Annotated in this window: 19 protein-coding genes and 1 pseudogene; 16 read left to right on the top strand and 4 right to left on the bottom strand. The window is 44.9% G+C overall.

Annotated features, from left to right (window positions below):
- Positions 1 to 139: 139 nt before the first annotated feature.
- From K7I13_RS09550 to K7I13_RS09560, 3 genes are read left to right on the top strand one after another with little or no spacing between them, the layout of a single operon-like run.
- Positions 140 to 1,417, top strand: coding sequence for a phenylacetate--CoA ligase family protein (locus K7I13_RS09550; RefSeq protein ID WP_255945046.1), 1,278 nt, complete (start codon positions 140 to 142; stop codon positions 1,415 to 1,417).
- A gap of 9 nt (positions 1,418 to 1,426) precedes the next feature.
- Positions 1,427 to 1,843: an ACT domain-containing protein gene (locus tag K7I13_RS09555; protein WP_255945048.1), complete on the top strand. Its 417-nt coding sequence runs from the start codon at positions 1,427 to 1,429 to the stop codon at positions 1,841 to 1,843.
- Between the two features lie 17 nt (positions 1,844 to 1,860).
- Complete coding sequence (locus tag K7I13_RS09560; protein ID WP_255945050.1) at positions 1,861 to 2,865, top strand: LacI family DNA-binding transcriptional regulator; 1,005 nt, start codon at positions 1,861 to 1,863, stop codon at positions 2,863 to 2,865.
- Positions 2,866 to 2,993: 128 nt separating this feature from the next.
- On the opposite strand, the gene K7I13_RS09565 is transcribed toward K7I13_RS09560, so the two are convergent.
- The 3 genes from K7I13_RS09565 to K7I13_RS09575 are packed head-to-tail and all read right to left on the bottom strand — an operon-like array spanning position 2,994 to position 5,522.
- The gene (locus K7I13_RS09565) at positions 2,994 to 3,323 is read right to left on the bottom strand and encodes an amidohydrolase family protein (RefSeq protein WP_255945052.1); all 330 of its coding nucleotides are present in this window, start codon (positions 3,321 to 3,323) and stop codon (positions 2,994 to 2,996) included.
- Entirely contained in the window at positions 3,254 to 4,741 is a 1,488-nt protein-coding gene (locus tag K7I13_RS09570) for an amidohydrolase (protein ID WP_255945054.1), read from the bottom strand. Before K7I13_RS09570 ends, K7I13_RS09565 begins: the two co-directional genes overlap by 70 nt.
- 55 nt (positions 4,742 to 4,796) lie before the next feature.
- Positions 4,797 to 5,522, bottom strand: a complete 726-nt coding sequence (locus K7I13_RS09575; RefSeq protein ID WP_255945056.1) for a pirin family protein — start codon at positions 5,520 to 5,522, stop codon at positions 4,797 to 4,799.
- 246 nt (positions 5,523 to 5,768) lie between these two features.
- On the opposite strand from K7I13_RS09575, the gene K7I13_RS09580 reads away from it, so the two are divergent.
- The 5 genes from K7I13_RS09580 to K7I13_RS09600 all read left to right on the top strand — a co-directional run bounded on the left by K7I13_RS09580 (position 5,769) and on the right by K7I13_RS09600 (position 8,825).
- Positions 5,769 to 6,935 carry a bifunctional metallophosphatase/5'-nucleotidase gene (locus K7I13_RS09580; protein WP_255945058.1) on the top strand — a complete coding sequence of 389 codons (1,167 nt, stop codon included), beginning with the start codon at positions 5,769 to 5,771 and terminating at the stop codon, positions 6,933 to 6,935.
- Positions 6,827 to 7,345 carry a 5'-nucleotidase C-terminal domain-containing protein gene (locus tag K7I13_RS09585; RefSeq protein ID WP_255949288.1) on the top strand — a complete coding sequence of 173 codons (519 nt, stop codon included), beginning with the start codon at positions 6,827 to 6,829 and terminating at the stop codon, positions 7,343 to 7,345. The genes K7I13_RS09580 and K7I13_RS09585 overlap by 109 nt, the downstream gene beginning before the upstream one ends.
- Before the next feature lie 106 nt (positions 7,346 to 7,451).
- Positions 7,452 to 8,135, top strand: coding sequence for a YjjG family noncanonical pyrimidine nucleotidase (locus tag K7I13_RS09590; protein ID WP_255945060.1), 684 nt, complete (start codon positions 7,452 to 7,454; stop codon positions 8,133 to 8,135).
- 25 nt (positions 8,136 to 8,160) lie between these two features.
- Positions 8,161 to 8,532 carry a hypothetical protein gene (locus tag K7I13_RS09595; RefSeq protein WP_255945062.1) on the top strand — a complete coding sequence of 124 codons (372 nt, stop codon included), beginning with the start codon at positions 8,161 to 8,163 and terminating at the stop codon, positions 8,530 to 8,532.
- Positions 8,511 to 8,825, top strand: a complete 315-nt coding sequence (locus tag K7I13_RS09600) for a hypothetical protein (RefSeq protein ID WP_255945064.1) — start codon at positions 8,511 to 8,513, stop codon at positions 8,823 to 8,825. The genes K7I13_RS09595 and K7I13_RS09600 overlap by 22 nt, the downstream gene beginning before the upstream one ends.
- 99 nt (positions 8,826 to 8,924) lie before the next feature.
- Here the strand turns inward: K7I13_RS09600 and K7I13_RS09610 are convergent.
- Positions 8,925 to 11,146 (bottom strand): annotated as a pseudogene (locus tag K7I13_RS09610) (methyl-accepting chemotaxis protein).
- 344 nt (positions 11,147 to 11,490) lie between these two features.
- Here K7I13_RS09610 and K7I13_RS09615 point away from each other — a divergent pair.
- The 8 genes from K7I13_RS09615 (at position 11,491) to ettA (ending at position 20,220) form a co-directional block, all read left to right on the top strand.
- Positions 11,491 to 13,251 (top strand): HD-GYP domain-containing protein, encoded by a 1,761-nt coding sequence (locus K7I13_RS09615; RefSeq protein ID WP_255945070.1) that lies wholly within the window; start codon positions 11,491 to 11,493, stop codon positions 13,249 to 13,251.
- Positions 13,252 to 13,306: 55 nt separating this feature from the next.
- Complete coding sequence (locus tag K7I13_RS09620) at positions 13,307 to 14,209, top strand: AraC family transcriptional regulator (RefSeq protein WP_255945072.1); 903 nt, start codon at positions 13,307 to 13,309, stop codon at positions 14,207 to 14,209.
- A gap of 130 nt (positions 14,210 to 14,339) precedes the next feature.
- Complete coding sequence (locus K7I13_RS09625) at positions 14,340 to 14,894, top strand: TetR family transcriptional regulator (protein ID WP_255945074.1); 555 nt, start codon at positions 14,340 to 14,342, stop codon at positions 14,892 to 14,894.
- 450 nt (positions 14,895 to 15,344) lie between these two features.
- Positions 15,345 to 16,283: a M23 family metallopeptidase gene (locus K7I13_RS09630; protein ID WP_255945076.1), complete on the top strand. Its 939-nt coding sequence runs from the start codon at positions 15,345 to 15,347 to the stop codon at positions 16,281 to 16,283.
- 75 nt (positions 16,284 to 16,358) lie between these two features.
- The gene (locus tag K7I13_RS09635; protein WP_255945078.1) at positions 16,359 to 16,844 is read left to right on the top strand and encodes a hypothetical protein; all 486 of its coding nucleotides are present in this window, start codon (positions 16,359 to 16,361) and stop codon (positions 16,842 to 16,844) included.
- Between the two features lie 184 nt (positions 16,845 to 17,028).
- Positions 17,029 to 17,688, top strand: a complete 660-nt coding sequence (locus tag K7I13_RS09640; protein WP_255945080.1) for a leucine-rich repeat domain-containing protein — start codon at positions 17,029 to 17,031, stop codon at positions 17,686 to 17,688.
- Positions 17,689 to 17,968: 280 nt separating this feature from the next.
- A complete protein-coding gene (locus K7I13_RS09645) occupies positions 17,969 to 18,349 on the top strand; it encodes a peptidoglycan DD-metalloendopeptidase family protein (RefSeq protein WP_255945082.1) in 381 nt (126 codons plus the stop codon).
- 104 nt (positions 18,350 to 18,453) lie between these two features.
- On the top strand, positions 18,454 to 20,220 hold the full coding sequence (ettA, locus tag K7I13_RS09650; RefSeq protein WP_255945084.1) for an energy-dependent translational throttle protein EttA: 1,767 nt from the start codon (positions 18,454 to 18,456) through the stop codon (positions 20,218 to 20,220).
- The last annotated feature ends 6 nt before the right edge of the window (positions 20,221 to 20,226 follow it).

Genomic DNA, 20,226 nt, shown 5'->3' on the forward strand with positions numbered 1-20,226 from the left:
TGAAAGGTATTCAAATGGATTTTCCGGTTATTTTATTCCGGTATTATGTTTGAAAATTTGCCTTCAATATCTATAGCAGTATCCGCTATTTTAGTGTATACTTCCCCTAGTTATGATATGGAATCCTGAGCATGAATGTATGAATACTGAGTCGCGGTCTGCGCTTCAGTTTGCACGTTTAAAAAACCTTGTGGAACATGTGTATACAAATGTTCCGTTTTACCGTGAACGGCTTGCCGGAAAGGGAGTTGTTCCGAATGATTTAAAATCTCTCGCCGATATAGCGAAGCTTCCTTTTACAACCAAGGATGACCTGAGAACTACCTATCCGTATGGCTTGCTTGCGGTTCCGTCTGCCGAAATAGTGGAAATTCATATGTCCAGCGGAACTACCGGGATTCCGGTAGTCTGCGCCTATACAAAACAGGATATAGAAGACTGGTCGGAAGGAATGGCGCGTACGCTTGCCGCTTCGGGCGCGACCCGCAATGATATTGTCCAGAACGCATACGGATACGGTCTTTTTACCGGCGGTCTTGGCGCCCATTACGGCGCCCAGAAAATAGGCGCGACCATTATACCCATTTCCTCCGGGAACACTGAAAAACAGCTCATGCTGATGCGTGATTTTAAAACCACCGTATTTACCTGTACGCCATCCTATGCCCTGTATATGTCGGAACAGGCAAGGGAAATGGGCATTGATCCCACAAAACTGGGCATCCGGGCCGGCTGTTTCGGCGCGGAACCCTGGTCGGAAAATATGCGGAAAGAAATTGAAAAGGCCTGGAATATAAAGGCTTTTGATATTTACGGGTTAACCGAGATAACCGGCCCGGGGGTTGCTTTTGAATGTGAAATGCAGTACGGCCTTCATATAAATGAAGATCTGTGGTATCCGGAAATAATCGACCCGTCTACAGGACAGGTTCTGCCCGACGGGGAAAAGGGTGAACTTGTTATTACTACCATCACCAAGGAAGGGACGCCTCTGCTGCGCTACCGGACAAGGGATATCACCTATATTATAAAAGAAACCTGCGGCTGCGGGCGCACTACCCGGCGGATACACCGGCTGTTCGGCAGAACAGACGATCTGCTCATTATCCGGGGCGTCAATGTCTTCCCCAGCCAGATAGAGCATGCGCTTATTGAAATTCAGGGCGTTGATCCGAACTATCTTATTATCGTAAGCCGCAACCCCCAGACCCATCTTGATGAAGCCGAGCTTCATGTTGAAGTCAATATAGCGGCCTTTTCCGATGAAACAAAGGATATGGAGTCCCTGCGGAGCCGTATCGAATCTGTCATGAAGAGCAAACTTGGGATTAATATTAAGGTTAAACTGGTGGAACCGAAGAGCATAGAGCGTTCAATCGGCAAGGCAAAGCGTGTTATTGACAAACGGCAGATCTAGGGAGGATATATGAAAATTCAGCAAATTTCAATTTTTCTGGAAAATGAAGCCGGCCGTCTGGCCGAAGTAACCCGGGTTCTCAGCGACGGAAATATAAATCTCCGGGCAATAATGATTGCCGATACCGCCGATTTCGGAATTCTCAGGGTTATTGTTAATGATCCGGTCCGGGCTTTTCAGATCCTGGAAGATGCCAAATTTACAATAAAATCCACTGATGTGCTTGCGATTACGGTGCCGGACCGGGTAGGGAGCCTGGCGGATGTTCTTGCCTTATTTGAAAAAGAATCCATAAATATTGAATATCTCTATACCGCCCTTGACAAGGTCGGTGAGACTGCCGTTATTATTTTTAAAGTGGAAGATGTGGAAAAAGGATTGAAAGTGGTCGAAGCTAACGGGCTTTCATCACCATTGCAAATTTAATTTTGTCTGGAGAAAAAATGGCTGTATCAATCAGGGATGTTGCGGAAAAGGCTTCTCTTTCCTGTGAAACAATTCTTGAAGGACTCATAAGTCCTTCAACCCTTGATCCCGAGGTTGTCCGTTTTATAATGAAGACTATCCGGGAAACAGGCTATCTTGAAACCTTTATGCGCTGGAAAACCGGGCGGTATACCCCTTCGGTTGGTGTAATAACTTCTTTTGTTGACTCGCCGTCCGGGCATGAGGTTTTTAAAGGAATTGACCGCGCCATGTCGGCCCTTGGACTGAATACGGCCATGCTTTCATTCCCGACCCGGTCTTCGCCCCAGTACCGGAATGATCTTCTGGATAATCTGCTCTATTTCAATTTAATTCATGCTGTTATAACCATGCATTTTATACCGAAGCCGGAAACAGTCAAACGTTACCGGAACGGCGGAAAGCCGCTGGTGCTCATGGAGGCCGCCTCGGAAGGCGCCCAGTCTATTTTCCTTGATAATCCGAAAGGAGTATCAATAGGAATGAATTATCTGTATAACAAAGGATATAAAAGAATCGGGCTGCTGAACGGCATAAGTTCCGGAAAAAATATCAGTTTTATTGCAGCCGAGCGACTGATGGGCTATGTCCAGTCTCTGGACCGTCTGGGAATTCCTTTTGATGAATCTCTCATCTTTGAAACCGCCAGTTTTGATATGGACGGCGGGATGAAGGGTTTTGAATATTTCGCCTCGCAGCCGGACCTCCCCGACGCGGTTTTCTGCGCGTCAGGCGATATGACCGCCATCGGTTTTATGCGCGCGGCCAAGGCAAGCGGCATCAGGGTTCCTGAGGATATAGCAATCATGGGATATGATGATATAACGGTTGCAGGACTTGTTGATCCTCCGCTTACTACAATACGCCAGCGTTTGATGATAGCGGGAGCCGCGGCCCTTGTTACCGCGCTTGAAGCCGTTGTGAATGGCCCCGGCAGCGATTTCTTTATTATGCCCGAGCTGGTGATCCGCGAAACCGCCTGATTTTGTTCCAGGCGGTTCCGGAATCATTTATACTCCTTATAATGTAAGTTTCTAATGTAAAGATTAGGTGATTTTTTTCATTAGAAACATTTACAACCGGAAATAGTAAAATAATTTAAATTATTTTACTATGATGTTACACTTGTTTCCCACGGAAGCGGTTCCTTTACGGGATGGACCGCCTGATACCCGCCGAAAAAATTCACCGGTGACCATTCCGGAGACGCCTGCAGTTCCTGCGGAGCAAGTGATTTGAATATTCTGTCTCCGTATACAATCTTTCCTCCGACTACGGTAAGCAGAGATACAATGTCCTTGATTTCTTCCTCTTCAACAGAAAAATAGTCGGCGCTCGGAACAATAAAGTCGGCGTAGCAGCCTTCTTTTATCAAACCTTTTTTCCCCGATTCATTTGAAAACCACGCGCTTCCTTCTGTCCAGAGACGAAGGGCTTCCATTCGGGAGAGGAGATTGTCCTCATGGTATAGCCTGTATCCGCCAGGGTTTTTCCTGAAACCAGCCAATACAGACATATCCAGGGATTATATCCGGCGACACGCGTGGCGTCGGTTCCCGCGCCGACAGGAAGGCCCGCCTCAAGCATACTTCTGACCGGCGGAGCGAGGGACGCCGCCTCGCTGCCGTATCTGGATGCGAAGTATTCACCCTGATAGGCCATGCGGTGCTGGATCGCTATGCCGCCGCCGAGGGCCTTAACGCGGTTAATATTTTTTACTGTTATGGTTTCCGCATGGTCAAAAAACCAGTGAAGGCCGTTAAAGGGAATTTCCTCATTGATCCGCTCAAAGACATTGAGGGCGCGCTCGATGGTTTCGTTATAGGTGGCGTGCAGTCTGAATGGCCAGCGCTTTTCGACAAGCAGGCGGACGATCTGTTCCAGTTCCTTTTCCATCATTTCATTGGGTTCCGGCCGCGGTTCCCTGAAATCTTCAAAATCAGTGGCCGAAAAAACAAGCATTTCTCCTGCCCCGTTATGCCGCAGCATTGAATCCCCTTCGAGCGGCGGAATAACCTGTGTCCACCGGTTGAAATCGGAAAGCTCCCTGTTTGGCTGCTGCGGAAAAATGTTATAGGCTGTCCGAACAGTCAATTCTCCTTTTTCCCATAGCTCCCTGATAACGGCGTAATCTTCGGGATATCTTTGAAATCCCCCGCCGGCATCAATTACGGAAGTAATGCCAAGCCTGTTTAATTCCTGCATGAAGACCCGGGTTGAGTTAAGCTGGTCCGCATGGGAAAGCCTGGGCGCCTTTGAAAGCGTTTCATACAGAATACGCGCATTCGGCTTTGCCAAAAACAGTCCCGTTGGGTTTCCGTAATAATCATGCAGTATTTCTCCGCCTGCGGGATTTGGAGTATCTTTTGTGATTCCTATTGCTGCTATCGCCGCCTTATTCAACAGGGCCCTGTCGTAAAGGTGAAGAATAAAAACCGGAGTATCCGGCACAAGGCTGTTTATTTCTTCAAGAGTCGGCAGGCGTTTTTCGTCGAACTGCTGCGCGGAAAATCCTCCGACTACCCGGACCCACTGTGGCTGAGGGGTCCGCTCCGCCTGTTCCTTCAGCATCCGCATTGCTTCGGCAAAGGAATACACTCCATCCCAGCGAAGTTCCAGGTTGTAATTTAAGCCGCCGCGAACAAAATGAGTGTGACTGTCATGTAAACCCGGAAGAACCTGTTCTCCATTCAGGTCGACAGTTACCGTATTTTCCCCCGCGTATTTCATTACTTCCGGTTCTGTTCCAACACATAGAAAAATCCCATCATGAATCGCGACCGCTTCTGCGGAAGGATTGGCCGGATCAAGCGTGGTAAAATTTCCATTCAAAAAAATTATATCTGCAAATTCCTTCATTATTATCTCCGATAAGTCTGACTGATGCTATTATGCGATACCCGGGCAATATTCTTTACCATTCTATGTCGGGTACTTCTATCGGACGCATATCAAAAACCAGTATTTCCGCGTTTTCTCCTCTTTTGAAACGCAGACTGGTTTCTCTCCTGATACGTACGCCGTCGCCTTCTTCAAGCGTTTGGTCGTTTACTGTCAGTGTCCCCTGTGCGACGTGAACAAAGGCGTATCTGTTTTCATCCAGAATCAGTTCTTCCGCTTCTATCCCGTCAAATAACCCGGCATATATCCGTATATCCTGATATACAGGCAGAGATCCATCCGATTCATCAGGGGAAATAACCAGCTTGAGTTTCCCCCTCTTTTCTGCAGGAGAAAAGTGTTTTTGGATATAGCGGGGTTTAACATTTTCACGGTCGGGAATTATCCAAATCTGGAGAAAATGGACCATAGCCTTATCGGAATCATTGAATTCACTGTGAAGGATACCTGTTCCCGCACTCATCATTTGTATGTCCCCGGCATAAATAACAGAACCCGTTCCCATTGAATCCTTATGGGCCAGGGCTCCTTCGAGTACATAGGAAAAGATTTCCATATTTTGATGGGGATGGGTGGAAAATCCCGTCCCCGGCTGTACCCGGTCATCATTAATGACAAGCAGGTCGGAAAATCCAACCTGTTTTGGGTCATAATAATTGGAGAAAGAAAAAGTGTGCCTGGAATCAAGCCACGAACTTCTTCCGATCCCCCTTTCCGAAGCCTTCCGAACTTCCATCATATTAAAATACCTCTCTTCTGTTATTTTTGGTTTTTTAAATATGGCGTCAGTTATTTTTTTTAAATAATTCCCTATATTACAATATATTAATAACTAACAGTAAAAACAAATCTTCTGTTTATTGCGATTATTTTTAAAAAGTACGTTTACAGATTTCATTTATTGTTTTTTCAGAATATAATAGCTATTGCAGTAAAACGGACAAGGTCTTTTTCCGTTCCGTAATTTCCGGCAGGGGAGCTTTTTATGAAACGCCGATTTTCAGTTTTGATTTCACTTCTGTTTGCCGTTGTGCTTTTTTCAGGCGGATGTTCCAGCGCGAATGACGTTGACCGGGTGCCTGGAAAAACATATCCGCTGGTAGTTTTGCATACAAATGACAGTCACGGAACGATTCTTCCCGCTGACGGTCAGGGCGGGCTTGCCGAACGGGCCACATATATCAATACAGTACGGGCAGAAAATGAAAATGTCCTTCTTCTTGATGCCGGCGACATTAATGTGGGTACCGCGTTTTCCAATTTTTTTAACGGCGACATAGATATTACGGCGTACAATATGATGAAATATGACGCCGCTACTTTCGGTAATCACGAATTTGATTATACGCTCAAAAAAATCGAAGACCAGATGAAGCTTGCTGATTTTCCGTTTCTTTCCGCGAATATAAAACGCGCTGATGGAAAATATCTCGGCCGCCCCTGGATTGTCAAAAACTATGACGGTTTCCGAATAGGAATATTCGGGCTGACTACTCTCAGGACCCTCACAATAGCCTCTCCCGATAAAAGCCTCAATTTCATTAATGAACTCACCGCCGCGGAGGAGGCTCTCCGTTATTTAAGGGAAAAAGAAAAATGCGATATAGTTATTGCACTGACTCATATGGGCCTCACCGGAGAAGAGAAAGGACATATAACGTCCGTTGATCTTGCGCAATGGGTTCCCGATATTGATCTGATTATTGACGGACATTCGCATACTTTAATGTATGAACCTGTTTTTGTAGGGACAGTCCCTATTGTATCTGCCAATGAATGGGGAAAATATGTGGGTACGGCTGCCTATGAAATTACTGACGGCAGTATAACCTCTTTTACCTGGAAAGCAGAACCAATAAATGAAAAAGATGTTTTAACATATCCGCCGGACCCAGATGTAACCGCAATGATTGAACCCTACAGGATAATGGCCGACCTGCTTCTCAAGGAGGTCGTTGCACAGGCAGCCGGTGAATTTGAAGCAGGAGACAAACTTTCCCGGAAAAAAGAAACGGCGCTGGGGATATGGTTAATGACGGAGTTATGTGGTATGCCAGGGAAATTCTCAGGCAGAATCCCGATTTTGCTTTTACCAATGGCGGCAATATCCGCGCTGCTCTTCCTGAGGGCGATGTTACAAGGGAAGATATAGCGACCGTATTGCCTTTTGATAACTGGATGTATATTACAAAAATGAAGGGATCGGAAATTACAGCCCTTTTTGAATTTATCGCTTCCATTCCCCAGGGCGCCGGCGGCTGGGCCCAGGTTTCTGAGGAAGTGCGTTATACAATTGATTATTCCGCCGGGTTTGAAAAGGGCGTTTTGAAGGACCTGTCCATTCACGGAGCCCCGGTTGATCCCGATGCCGAATATACTTTTATAACCAATGACTATCTGATGTCCGGCGGAGACGGATATACAATTCTGGCAAATAATATAAGTTCCTATAATACGTCCACTACGCTCAGGGACGCCGTTACGGAATATGTAAAGCACATGAAAATTCTTTCTCCCGAAACGGACGGAAGAATAACTGTTATAGGCGGATTACAGCTGTAATCCCGTCTTTATTAGGGCTGACGGGAATTCCGATTGTAAGTGTTTGTCAGGCAAGGCAGTATAAAAAACTTGCCTGACAAACCCAAATCTATGGAGTATAAGTATTATGAAAAAATATTCTCTTGTATTTCTCGATGCTGATGACACTCTTTTTGATTATACCCGCGCGGAAAAATACGCGCTGGTTGAAACGCTTGCGCAATACGGAATTCCCGCCGAACAGAAATTATTTGAGCGTTATTCGGAAATTAATAACCAGTACTGGCGCATGTTTGAGCGCGGAGAAATATCCCAGACAAAACTCCGCTCCGAACGGTTCAGCCTTCTTTTTACCGAAGCCGGAATTAATTGTGCCGGGCAGCAGTTCAGCGAGGACTATTTGCGCTCCCTTTCCGAAGCGTCTTTTCTCCTTGAGGATGCCATTTCCATCTGCGCATATTTAAATGAAAAATATATCACGGCAATAATTACCAATGGCATCCGGCATGTACAGTTTAACCGGCTTGAGCGGTCCGGTCTTATGCCCCATATCAGGCATGTTATTGTTTCTGAGGAAGCGGGAACCAATAAACCGGACCCGGATATTTTTTTATACGCTGAAAAACAGACAGGCATAAAAAACAGAAACGAAATGATTATTATCGGCGATTCCCTTTCTTCTGATATACAGGGCGGATTTAATTATGGAATAGATACCTGCTGGTTTAATGCCAAAAGAACGCAAAATACTACCGGACTTGTTCCCGCATATGAAATCCACAGTCTTGCCGAAATAAAAACAATCTTATAGTTCCGACGCTTTGCAGGAGGTTGTTATGGAAAGCAGTTATGACAGCAGCCGGCCGGCGCTTTTGGCGGAACAGATATCCGGGACCGACGCCGATATCGCATATTTTGCTGATCTGGTTTTACAGAACGCCGGCATCCGCGATGCAATAGTTCATCTTACTGTCACCCATCCTCATATTAATGTGTATTACCATGGATATTATATTCTCGATAAGGCAATAGCGCAAAAACCGGAACTGTTTTACGGATATTGGGACCTGTTTGCGGATTTGCTGAACCACAGGAATTCCTATCACCGGGACATCGGCATGGAACTGATCGGAAATATCGCAGGGGAGAAAACAGAAAAACTTTTGAGAAAAGTTTTGATGGGTTCATGGCGTGTCTCTATGATGTAAAATTTCTGACAGCAATTTTCTGTATCCGGAACTGCAAAAAAATAATCAGGAAAAGTCCTGTCTTCCGGGAGCGGATACTGGCGCGCCTCTATGAGCATGAATTCAAATCCGGCTATACCCCGAAACAGGAGGCCCTCCTGCAGTTCGATATTCTTGATATTATTGATGATAATTACGCGGCGTTAGCCGACCGGAAAAAAGCGGACGCGTATATTCTGTCTAAAAAAGATTCCGTAAGTCCCAAAACACGAAAGCTTGTCAGGGTCCTGATAAAAAAATACAGCCTGGCCTAGTCTGCTCCCTGTTTTATCATATCTGCCAGCCTCCGGATTTTCTGATTCATACAAATCTTTCCCGTGGAGTAATCCGTATGAATCAGGCATCCGTCCGCGTCAGTCAACCTTGAACCGGGTAATTTCCATAACCAGGGTATCGATATTTTCTTTATTATCTCCGCTGATTTCATTAACCCGGTTTACCGCTATATCGATCTGTTCGGCTCCGGCCGCCATTTCATTCATGCCGTTTGTTATTTCATGTGTTATCCGTCCAAGGTTCTGGCTTTCCTGGATAACTTCCCGGCTTCCGTTAAGCATTTCCTCCGAGCCTCTCTTTACCATATGGGTTATTTCACTTAAATCGCTGAGAGCTTCAAGAATCTGCTGGCTGCCCGTATTCTGTTCTTCCATCGCATTCCTGATATTTTCTTCCTGCTCGGAGACAGTTTTAATTCTGCTGTCTATAGCTTCAAATTTTTTAATGACCGCATTTGTTGAATCATTTATTTTATCAACCGATTCCTTTATTTTTTCAGAACATCTGAAACTGTCTTTGCCTGTTCCGCGGAAGACTCCGCGAGTTTTCTGATTTCATCAGCGACAACGGCAAAACCTTTTCCCGCGTCGCCCGCGTGGGCAGCCTCAATAGCCGCATTCATGGACAGCAGATTTGTCTGGCTTGCAATACTCTGCATAACTTCATTAATTTCGAGAAGCCCTTCCGACTCCCTCGCGATCTCCTGTATATCGCCCGAAACTTCATGCAGACTGCTGCGGCCGTTTTCGGAAGCGTCGGCAAGTTCTTCGACATTTTCCGTATTCCTTACCAGCGTCTGGGTAACGGACCGTATGCTCGCGATCATTTCTTCTATGGCGGATGATGACTCTGAAACACTCGATGACTGTTTTTCAATATGCTTATTAAGCTTCTCAATATTTCCGGAAATCTGGTCCATTGTGGCGGATGTTTCAGTCACGCTTGCAGACTGGTTTATTGTCTGACCCTTAATACTCTGTATGTTGGCTGTAATCTGGCGGGTCGCGGCGGCTGTTTCATTCATGTTTGCCGAAAGCTCGGTCCCGATATCCGATAGTGTTTCAGCCTTATCTCTTATGGAAATTATCAGCTTTTTGACCTTATCAATAGTGAGATTAAAGTAATGGGCGAGTTCACTGATTTCATCCTTTGTTTTTACTTCCAGCTGTCTGGTCAGGTCGCCGTCGCCTTCGGATATATCCCTGAGCATTTCCACTGTGCGGGTTATGGGTTTTACGATATTTGTCGCTACCAGTATTATGGCAAGTGCAATCAATATAATTGCCACTACCTCGAGAAAAATTGCGGTATAAAACATTGTATATACAGGGTCCAGGACCTTTCTCATTGGAATGCTTATCATGAATCCCCACGGAGCCTTGATCTTCCCGACTGTCACCGGCACCGCAATAATGGAAACATCGGTCTCCATGGTTTTTGAATGGACTGTGTATTCTATATTCTCCCCGTTTCTTATCGCCTCCGCGACAATGTCCGTCCATTCTCCATTCATATCTCTTTCCGTGTCGCGCATCTGTTTACCGACACGTGAAGAATCAAAATGGGCCACTACGGTCCCGTTGTTGCTGAACAGGGCCGCGACGCCGTCATCATAGGGTGTGATACTTTCAACCAGTTCCTGAAGTATGGATATATTGAAATCGATACCGACAACCCCTATGGCCCTGCCGTCTTTTTTTATAGGGACTATTGCGCTTGTAACAAGCACATATTCTTTTGTGCCAAGACTTTTATTAATTACATCAATTTCCTCAAAATAGGGATCCATCAGGGTTTCTTCTCCTGACCTGAGCGGGAGATAATAATACGCGCCCTCTTCTTCATCATCATAATCGTCAAGAGCTGTGAGATATATTTCGTTTCCGGACCGGCTCCAGAGCGGCCCGAATCGTCCGTTTTTATTTGATCCGGGAGTATTGATATTCCGGGAGTCAAGCCCGTCAAGCGCGTTTGGTTCCCATCCCGACCAGACATTGAGAAACGAAGGGTTTGCCTCCAGAATCCCCTTTAGGATCACATTAAAGAAATCCCTCCGTTCGGACGGTTCCAGAACTTCGTAATTTTCCATTATCTGGGCAAGTGTCCTGACGGTATCCATCAGGACATCCAGCTGGACCTGTATATCTTTGGCATATCTGCCTGCAATGTTTGTCGCGTTTTCCTCCGCCGCTTTTATCTGGAGCGTACTAGATGTGCCCATAAGGAAGAGTACCAGCAATACAATGACCGCGACATTAATGGACAGAATAATGGCAATAAGTTTTGACCTGATTTTCATGTTTTTTTACCCCCGAAACAACATTCACAAATCAATATATTGTAACCGACAAATACAATATGATAAAGCTTTGTTTTTTATCTGAAAACCCTGTCAATTGTATTCTCCTGTGCTATAATTATAGTAGGCTTGTGTTTTTTCATAGTTATGGAAAGCGCTGAAAAGGGCTTCCGGACTGACAGTTTTTCAGATTCTGTTATAATGACCGGATAAAAAAATGTGTAAAAGAAAATACGGAACTCACAGCTGAAAAGCAAGGAAAAATGATTGAATTTACATAAATATTGTAAAATCTTGCGTATGACTGTTGACTTCTGGGCAATCTGATTTACAATTTAAATTCAATGAAGAATGATTTTTCTCTTACAACGGCAAATGATGATTTTCTCGAACTTACACACCAGTTTTCCCTTGATGAGATAGATGACTGGCATACTACGGCCGCGCTGATTGAGTCAACCATTTCTGTAATGAACGCCCGTATTCCCGGGACCAATTCACATATATTTATCCATATTTCGGAATCCCACGAATACCGCGAGCCGAATAATGAAGGAATCGCGACAATACCGGAAGAGTCCCTGTTTATAGCCTGTCTTTCCATGCTTACCGAGGGATTGGAGCTTTCAAACCTTTTTACCGATTATCAGATTGACGATCCCCTGCTCCAGGAACTGCTGAGCGGGGTATACCGCGGCCGGTACATTGTCCCGGTGGTCCACCGCTTCAGGCTGCTGGCCTTTATTCTGCTGTGCGACCAGACCCCGGACAACTCCATGTCGCCGCCCTTTCTTGACGCAAATGAAATCCGTTTTATAGGTGAACTGACCACCAGACTCCGCATCAATCTGTATGCGGCCCTTATTTCGGACCGCAGACAGCGTGAACTTCTCCGCCTTGCGGAATATCCGGCGATTCTCCACAAGCGTACCAGCGTGGCCGATTTAACCAAGCATATTCTTGAAGACTGCCGGACGGAAATTTCGTTTGACTGCGGCGTATATTATGAATACGATGAAACGGACCGGACCCTGCTTCCGGTCGCGTGGGACGGCACGGGCTCAATTCCTGACGCCCTGCAGGCCGGCCAGGGAATTTCAGGACTCACGCTTGAACGGAAACGCGCTATTTATGTATCGGACCGCAGCAAACACGCGTCTTTTGCCCTGATGGATGAAGAACCTTTTATTAACGGGTCCTTTGTTTCAGCCCCCATTTTTACGGATAATCAGGTCCTCGGGGTCATTACCCTGTCCCGCACTCCTCATAATCCGGACGGGTTCGGCGCTGAACACCGCTATACCCTGGAAATAGCCACGGCCTTTATTGCCAGCGAAATTAACAACAGGCATCTGTTTGATGAACTTGAACAGAGTTATTTTTCCACGGTTACTTCACTGACCCGGACTCTGGAGGCAAAGGACAGGTATACCCGCGGTCATTCGGAACGCGTAATGAAGTTTGCTCTCGGAGTCGCGGAAGAACTGAAAATGCCGGCAAAAACGCTCCGGCAGATCCAGTATGCCGCGCTGCTCCATGATATAGGAAAGATAGGAATAAGCGACGCCATTATCAACAAGGCCATGAAGCTGACGGAAGAAGAGTACGCGGAAATCCAGCGGCATACTGAAATCGGATATGAAATTGTCAGCAATATCAATTTTTTCGGGGAAATCCGCGACCTTATAAAATATCACCATGAACGTCTGGACGGAAAGGGATATTACGGAAAAAAAGCCGGCGAGTATCCCCGTGAAACCATGATCATAAGCATCGCGGATATATATGACGCGCTTACTTCCGACAGGCCCTACCGGGCCGCGTTAACGCGTTCCGTCGCGCTTGCCATTCTGGAAAAAATGATAGATATCCATTTCGAGAGGCCGTATTATGAAGCCCTCTGCAGATATCTTGATAAACTGCCCATTCATGATCCTCCTGTCGGGCCGGAAACAAAAAAAGCGTCCCAGCCGGACGGGGAAACTCCCATAGAAACTCCTGATATAACCGCGCACACTGATGTGAAAAACCTTATTATAAATGATCATATTGAAAAAATTCCCCGGATACGGAAAATGAAAAAACCGAAGCCAAAACACCGTTAGGCAGAATCCGAACAATAATGAACACATATTTACTTTATCCGACCGGCGCTTCCAGATGATTCCTGATGAAAGAATACGCCGGGTAATACAGTATATTGATTCAACCTATAGCGAACCGGTTTCTCTGGAAGAACTGAGCGGCATCGGATGTTTATCCAGATATCATTTATCAAGACTATTCTCGGCAAATACCGGTAAATCAATATCCTGCTATATTCAGGAAAAAAGGATCGGGGCCGCGAAGGGCCTGCTTGCGGATACAAACGACACGATTACGCGGATAGCGGAAGCTGCCGGATACCGGACAATTTCGAATTTCAACAAGATATTTAAATCAAAGACAGGTATTTCTCCAAAAGAATTCCGGAAAAGGGAAAAGAGCAAACAACAGGAAGAAAAGAGCAATAAAGATAAAGAAAATAATGCAAGAGAAAGTCATAATTCTCCCATATCAAGTTTTATACGGAGGATTATTGAAATGAATCTTGAAACAGCCGTATTACCGGATACGGAAATAGCTTATGTGAGCCGGAAAGGATCATATCTGGAAACCGGCCTGTTGTGGAAAGAACTGACTGAATGGACTTCTTCCCATAACCTGTTCCCGCCGGCCTGCCAGTTCCTGGGGATTTCTTATGATGAGCCGGAAAAAGAGGATGATGAAAAAACATATGACGCCTGTGTGATCCTGCCTCCTGATTTCCGGAAACCCGGTGACGGTGTATTATACAGGAAACTGCGCGGCGGCGATTATTTTCTGTACAGGTTTTATGATACGGCGGACAGGCTCGGCCTGGTGTATAAGGAAATTGTAAGCGAATATTTACCCCAGAGTGAGTATGAGCTTGACAACCGCGATTTCCTTGAATATGTAATGAATGATCCTTTCAGCGATCCCGAAAAAAAGGCAAAGATAAATCTGTATATCCCGGTCACAAAAAAAGAAACGCAGGAATAACGGTATCCCGGCGGAGTCCCCGGGGCTCCGCCAAAAGCGAATCAATTCTCTTGACAAATAATATATCCGTATCATACATTAAACATGTATTAAACGCGTTTAATAAAGAGGGTTTATGCAAGCAGATAATATGAAAGGGCAGCTTCTGAACGTGACAGTGAAGCTGCTGGCTAAAAACAGAAATCTGAATAAAATTACCGCCCGCAGGATAGCCTCTGAAGCCGGCGTGAATCAGGCAATGATAAACTATTATTTTACTTCGAAAGACGCGCTTGTCAGCGCGGCCGTTGATAAACTGATAGCCGGCCGCGCGGCCGAGCTGGAAGAAATAAAAAAAAGGAATATTCCCGCCAGGCAAAAGCTGTTGGAGGTTTTGCTGAAAATGTCGGACATCACTGTGGAATATTCCAGGTATACTAAAGCTACAATGCCTTATGTTCTTCTGGAAAAGGAAATTGAGGAACCGTATTATATCCTGCCGATTGTAAAAGAATGCTTTGGCGGCAAGCGGACAGAAACGGAATGCAGAATAATTGCCTACCAGCTTACAACATTTTCTCAAATTGTTTTTTACCGTTCCGATGGCTTTAAGAAATATGCCGGTCTTGACATTGCAAAAACAGAAGACAGGAAAAAACTGTTTAAAACCATGATTAATAGTATCATTCAAAATCAACACAGATAAGAATTATAAAAATGAAATTCCGGATTTGATTTCGATTGTTTTAATAGCCTGCGCCCTGCCGCGATTTTTTTATATGATTAAGGTATGATAAAAAGAGGACCTGTTTTTGCATTGGCAGGATTTACTTGAGCTGTCGCTAAAAACACAAAAAATTGACTTTTCGCACTTGACAGGTTTTGAGGATAGTTTTTATACTTTCTCCAGTATAAAAATGCTGAATAAAATATATATGTTTTACATCAAAAGGAACACCGGCAGCCATCGCGCAGGCCGTGTTCTATACGTTCATACTTCCCTGAACATCATCCGTAATGTATCGCATTGATATACTGGTATCACAAACAGGTATGCATGATGAAAAAGCCTTCAGGGTGAAGGTATGTTTCGGGGGTATGGATAACCCAAAAAAGGAAGACTAATAATGAAAATGTTGCTTAAAAAATCGTAGAGATGGAGTCATTTATTGAACACTACGGAGAACTTGAGCTGGAAGATCTGCTTGCGGTAAACGGTGGATACTCGTCAGGCTCAGGCGGTGGGTGGAAATATTCGTCAAGCTCGAATACTGGCGGAGGCTCAGTGACCGTATCATCTGCAAACTACGGCGGTTCAAGCGGAGGTTCAACGACCAGCGGCACGACCGGAACGGTCACCACAAGTGAGGCATCTCCGTCGTACTGCGCGTTGACGAGCGGACTTGAAAACTATGTATATCCGGGAGCTACCGGGAACCAGAGCGGCTATGGCGTGCCTGCGGGCTATGATCCACAGACCGGTTGGATAGACCAGGGCGCAAACGAAGAGACAGCGGGAGGTCTGACGCAGGGTGAGGGGGAGAATGGAGCAGAGGGTACAGAGCCGGCTACGGTATCTGTAAATCCGCTAGGTGAGGCAAATATCACCGGTGCCTTTGATTCTACAGAATATGACATCAATAATGATGGTATAGGAGATTTACATGCTGGTGTTGATATAACCTCAGAAACAAGGCAGGTCGATGCGGCAAAAGATGGTACTGTTTTGTATGCAGGAGAGCATCCTTATGGGACAGAATTCGCTACTGGTACTCTTGTAATCATTCAGTATAATGATGGCAATTATGGATTATATGGTCATATGGATCCGAATGATTTGAGTGTTAGTGTCGGTCAGGAAGTCAATGTCGGGGATTCCTTAGGAAGATATTATAATGGTATTATGGGACAGTCGTCCGGGGCCCATCTTCATTACGCTGAATTCTCGGGAGAAACGGCTCTCACAGGAAATGAGTTAGCAAATTTATTTAATGGTACTGGATATGTAAGATCAGGCAATAATACTACACTTCCAGAAACAGCAGATGGATATACATTCAGTAATGGACTTACTGTTGTTAACCCAGATTTTTGAAAGCATTATGTTTCCACAAAAGGATCTTTGACAATTTCGTTCTTTTGACTATCCTTTGTACAATTTGGAGGTTTTATGAAAAAGAGTATATGGTTATTATTAATATGCTTATGTACCGCTAGTACTGCGGTCGCTCAGGAAATCAAAGAGGCGATCCTTGAACGGATAGGTTCAAATTATCAGGAAATAATTGAGAAAAATGGGAAACCGTTGACCGAACATTATATAGAAAAGGAAGGGTATTTTACTTCCACCCGTTGGCTGTTTTATACAGGAATGAGAATTCAATTTTCTCAAATAGGAAAAGGAGAAGAATTTCTTTCGCGCATCTACATATACGATCCTGAGCTTGTTTTTCTTGATATTGTCGGGGTCGGTAAACGGATAGATCCTGCAGTGGAAAAAATCGGTCCTGAAAATAGGAGGAGCATGGATCATAATCTAGGATTTTATTATGAGCGGTATGCTCGTTCTGACCCTTATTACCTACAAATACACTGTACTGCAGAGAGGATCATAACTGAAATATATTATGAAAATACGCGATACTGGTCACAATAGATTACGAGCAGAATCCTGCTTCATAGAATGCGATCAATATCTCAACTTTTCGAAGCATATGCTGATTATACAATAAGCATGCCTGATGGTCTTCTGGGAAAGGTTCTCCTTGAATCAATGTATTTATGCTCTGGAAGTAATCTTTTCGGAGTATATTACTTTAGTGAATAATGGAGTAGATTGAATGAAATATAGCAGAATACTCACTCTGGCCATGTTATTAATTGTAGGAAACTTTGTATATGCAAATGCCGGAAAGGAGACACTGACCATAATAACTATTACCGGAACAGAATATCTTACTGTGGATTCAAATACAAAAGAACTGGTATTCCGTAAACCTTCAAAGGTAACTGAGATACGTGGTCTGGGGAAGTCAAAAAAGCTGGAAACACTTGTTTTTGATATGACCGCATTTTTGCACGATTTTTCTTTTTTAACTGATGTGCCGGGATTAAAAAAATTGGTTATAGTTTCAATAATTCCGGAAAACTGGGATTTCCTCAAAGACTTGAAAAAACTGGAAATACTTTCATTAAGAGGCTACCCTAAAAAAACAATAATACTTGATTTGCAGTATAATACTGTTCTTGAGTACCTTGAATTTTACAGCGGGACGCTTGATACATATCCCGATTTGCTCAATGTGCCGGATTCACTACAATATCTTAATCTGTCATATACATATATTACCGACATCCCCCAAGATAAGGAAAGTGTGACAGGATATACGACAATCATATATCCGAATAAACTGAAAAGAACTGTTGAGGGTAAATTTATATTCAAGAAGGCAGAAGCAGTGCTTCCTGAAAAGTATATTATTTCCGGTGTTTCGCATTAAAAAAACAGAAGAAAGATTGTGTTTCAGAAGCAGGTACAATAGAAGGGCTGTGCCCTATTTTCATGACCGGTTATAACGAGGGAGTCGGCCTATGAAACAAAAAACAATTCTGACAATATTTTTATTCATCTGTATTCTGTGTGGACTTTCCGCGGAAGATAATGGGTTTACGTTACTGTCCACGGAAGAAGCGTAGAATCTGGTAAGAGATCAAACTGCCGCCTGCAATGAGCTGGAATACCTGCGAAACAATTCAGAATCAATAAAAGATGATACAACAGTGGCTCTGTTTATTCTGTTGCCCGATGAAATGGTTGCAGATATTGTAAGTTATGAGAAAAATAAATTCAGCGTCTATATGCCGAGAAATACATCCGTATATCCATTATATAAAGGGATGGTAGCCAGCGTACAGTATGATGATATTGATGGGGTTTTTATAAGTATACAAACCAGAGATATCACAATCTGGTATACAAATCTTACACGGGCTTTAATTCAAAGTTCCAGAAAAACTGTCATAAATACTGATGAACTGATAGCATATTCAGGAATGACTGGAGCGATACGTGAACCCCAGCTCGGCATCAGGATAGAATCGGCTGAGGACAGTGACAGGGATTACACTATCTATCTTATTACCGGTAAATCACTGAAATAAAAAATCATCCCACCTTTAAATTCCAACTCTTCCGGGTGGGGTGGCTTTTTATAAAAGTCACCTGAACGATAGCCACGGCTGACGGCTTCTGTTATACTTTTTTTATGGCAAAGACAATTGACGATAAAAAAATTATTTTTACAATGGACCGTGTTTCAAAAATTCACGGGACAAAACAGGTATTAAAGGATATAAACCTTTCATATTTTTATGGAGCCAAAATCGGCGTTATAGGTCTCAACGGATCGGGGAAATCCAGTCTGCTGAGAATCCTTGCGGGAACTGATACAGAATTTATCGGAGAAACGCACTGCGCTCCGGGATATACAATTGGATACCTTGAACAGGAACCCTCCCTCGAAGCCGGAAAAACAGTTAAGGAAATTGTTTCCGAGGGCGTCAGTGAAACGCTGGCTCTTCTGGAAGAATTCGATTCGATAAATGAGGCCTTTGGAGATCCGGACGCTGATATGGACGCATTGATGGACCGGCAGGCAAAGGTCCAGGAAAAACTGGACGCGTGCAATGCCTGGGAACTGGATAACCAGCTCGAACTCGCTATGGATGCGCTCCGGTGTCCGCCGGGTGACCAGCTTGTGGATGTTCTTTCCGGAGGAGAACGCCGCCGGGTCGCCCTGTGCAGACTGCTTTTGCAGAAGCCCGATATTTTGCTGCTCGATGAGCCGACAAACCATCTGGATGCGGAGACCGTTGCCTGGCTGGAAAGACATCTGCAGCAGTATGAGGGGACTATTATCGCGGTAACCCATGACAGATATTTTCTTGATAATGTAGCGGGCTGGATTCTCGAGCTCGACCGGGGAGAAGGAATCCCGTGGAAGGGAAACTATTCCGGCTGGCTGCAGCAGAAAGAAGAGCGGCTTGCAAGGGAAGAGAAGGGTGAATCCGAACGGAGAAAACAGCTTCAGCGGGAACTTGAATGGGTCCGTATGACGCCAAAGGGCCGTCATGCAAAAAGCAAGGCAAGAATAAACCAATATGAAAAACTTCTGGCTGATGACGGCAGGGAAAAAATAAAAGACTCGAAGATCACTATCCCTGCAGGACCCAGGCTCGGCAATGTTGTTATAGAAGCAAAGGACCTGTCAAAAAGCTACGGTGACAGGCTGCTTTTTGACAATATTGAATTTCTCATTCCTCCCGGCTCCATCGTTGGTATTGTCGGGCCGAACGGCGCCGGGAAAACAACGCTGTTTAAACTGATAGCAGGGGCCGCCGGAGAGGCAACACCGGTGTCGGCTTCGGGAAATGAATCCGTAATTCTTGAGCCCGATTCGGGAACCATTAAGCTTGGAGAATCGGTACGGCTGACCTATGTTGACCAGATGCGGGGAAAACTCGATTCTGAAAAAACAGTATGGGAACAGCTTTCGGACGGGCTGGATGTTATTAAGCTCGGGGCAACTGATGCGAATGGGCGTCCCCTGAATGGGGCCCTGCGTGAAGTTAATTCGCGGGCCTACTGTTCCTGGTTTAATTTTTCGGGAGCGGACCAGTCGCGGAAAGTAGGCACGCTATCGGGAGGAGAACGGAACCGGCTGAATCTCGCCATGATGGTAAAGGCCGGAGCAAACGTACTTCTTCTTGATGAACCCACAAATGATCTTGATGTAAATACCATGCGCGCACTTGAAGAAGCTCTGGAAACCTTTGCGGGAAGCGCTCTTGTAATAAGCCACGACCGCTGGTTTCTCGACAGGATATGCACACACCTTCTTGCCTTTGAATCCAGCGGAGAAGTTATCTGGTATGACGGAAACTGGAGCGAGTACGCGGAATGGAGGCGGCAGAAATTCGGAAAGGACGCCGACACTCCTCACCGGGGCGTATACCGGAAATTACAGCGATAGTTTTCA

This window comes from Brucepastera parasyntrophica, assembly GCF_022376835.1.
Taxonomy (GTDB): domain Bacteria; phylum Spirochaetota; class Spirochaetia; order Treponematales; family Treponemataceae; genus Brucepastera; species Brucepastera parasyntrophica.

What these genes read in the sequence shown, in the direction of transcription:
- K7I13_RS09635 (WP_255945078.1), top strand. Translation starts at nt 16,359, where the DNA reads ATGAAAAAGAGTATATGGTTATTATTAATATGCTTATGTACCGCTAGT.
- K7I13_RS09560 (WP_255945050.1), top strand. Translation starts at nt 1,861, where the DNA reads ATGGCTGTATCAATCAGGGATGTTGCGGAAAAGGCTTCTCTTTCCTGT.
- K7I13_RS09620 (WP_255945072.1), top strand. Translation starts at nt 13,307, where the DNA reads ATGATTCCTGATGAAAGAATACGCCGGGTAATACAGTATATTGATTCA.
- K7I13_RS09585 (WP_255949288.1), top strand. Translation starts at nt 6,827, where the DNA reads ATGTGGTATGCCAGGGAAATTCTCAGGCAGAATCCCGATTTTGCTTTT.
- K7I13_RS09600 (WP_255945064.1), top strand. Translation starts at nt 8,511, where the DNA reads ATGGCGTGTCTCTATGATGTAAAATTTCTGACAGCAATTTTCTGTATC.
- K7I13_RS09555 (WP_255945048.1), top strand. Translation starts at nt 1,427, where the DNA reads ATGAAAATTCAGCAAATTTCAATTTTTCTGGAAAATGAAGCCGGCCGT.
- K7I13_RS09640 (WP_255945080.1), top strand. Translation starts at nt 17,029, where the DNA reads ATGAAATATAGCAGAATACTCACTCTGGCCATGTTATTAATTGTAGGA.
- K7I13_RS09565 (WP_255945052.1), bottom strand. Translation starts at nt 3,323, where the DNA reads ATGGAAGCCCTTCGTCTCTGGACAGAAGGAAGCGCGTGGTTTTCAAAT.
- K7I13_RS09595 (WP_255945062.1), top strand. Translation starts at nt 8,161, where the DNA reads ATGGAAAGCAGTTATGACAGCAGCCGGCCGGCGCTTTTGGCGGAACAG.
- K7I13_RS09590 (WP_255945060.1), top strand. Translation starts at nt 7,452, where the DNA reads ATGAAAAAATATTCTCTTGTATTTCTCGATGCTGATGACACTCTTTTT.
- K7I13_RS09625 (WP_255945074.1), top strand. Translation starts at nt 14,340, where the DNA reads ATGAAAGGGCAGCTTCTGAACGTGACAGTGAAGCTGCTGGCTAAAAAC.
- K7I13_RS09630 (WP_255945076.1), top strand. Translation starts at nt 15,345, where the DNA reads ATGGAGTCATTTATTGAACACTACGGAGAACTTGAGCTGGAAGATCTG.
- K7I13_RS09570 (WP_255945054.1), bottom strand. Translation starts at nt 4,741, where the DNA reads ATGAAGGAATTTGCAGATATAATTTTTTTGAATGGAAATTTTACCACG.
- K7I13_RS09575 (WP_255945056.1), bottom strand. Translation starts at nt 5,522, where the DNA reads ATGATGGAAGTTCGGAAGGCTTCGGAAAGGGGGATCGGAAGAAGTTCG.
- K7I13_RS09580 (WP_255945058.1), top strand. Translation starts at nt 5,769, where the DNA reads ATGAAACGCCGATTTTCAGTTTTGATTTCACTTCTGTTTGCCGTTGTG.
- K7I13_RS09550 (WP_255945046.1), top strand. Translation starts at nt 140, where the DNA reads ATGAATACTGAGTCGCGGTCTGCGCTTCAGTTTGCACGTTTAAAAAAC.
- K7I13_RS09615 (WP_255945070.1), top strand. Translation starts at nt 11,491, where the DNA reads ATGAAGAATGATTTTTCTCTTACAACGGCAAATGATGATTTTCTCGAA.
- ettA (WP_255945084.1), top strand. Translation starts at nt 18,454, where the DNA reads ATGGCAAAGACAATTGACGATAAAAAAATTATTTTTACAATGGACCGT.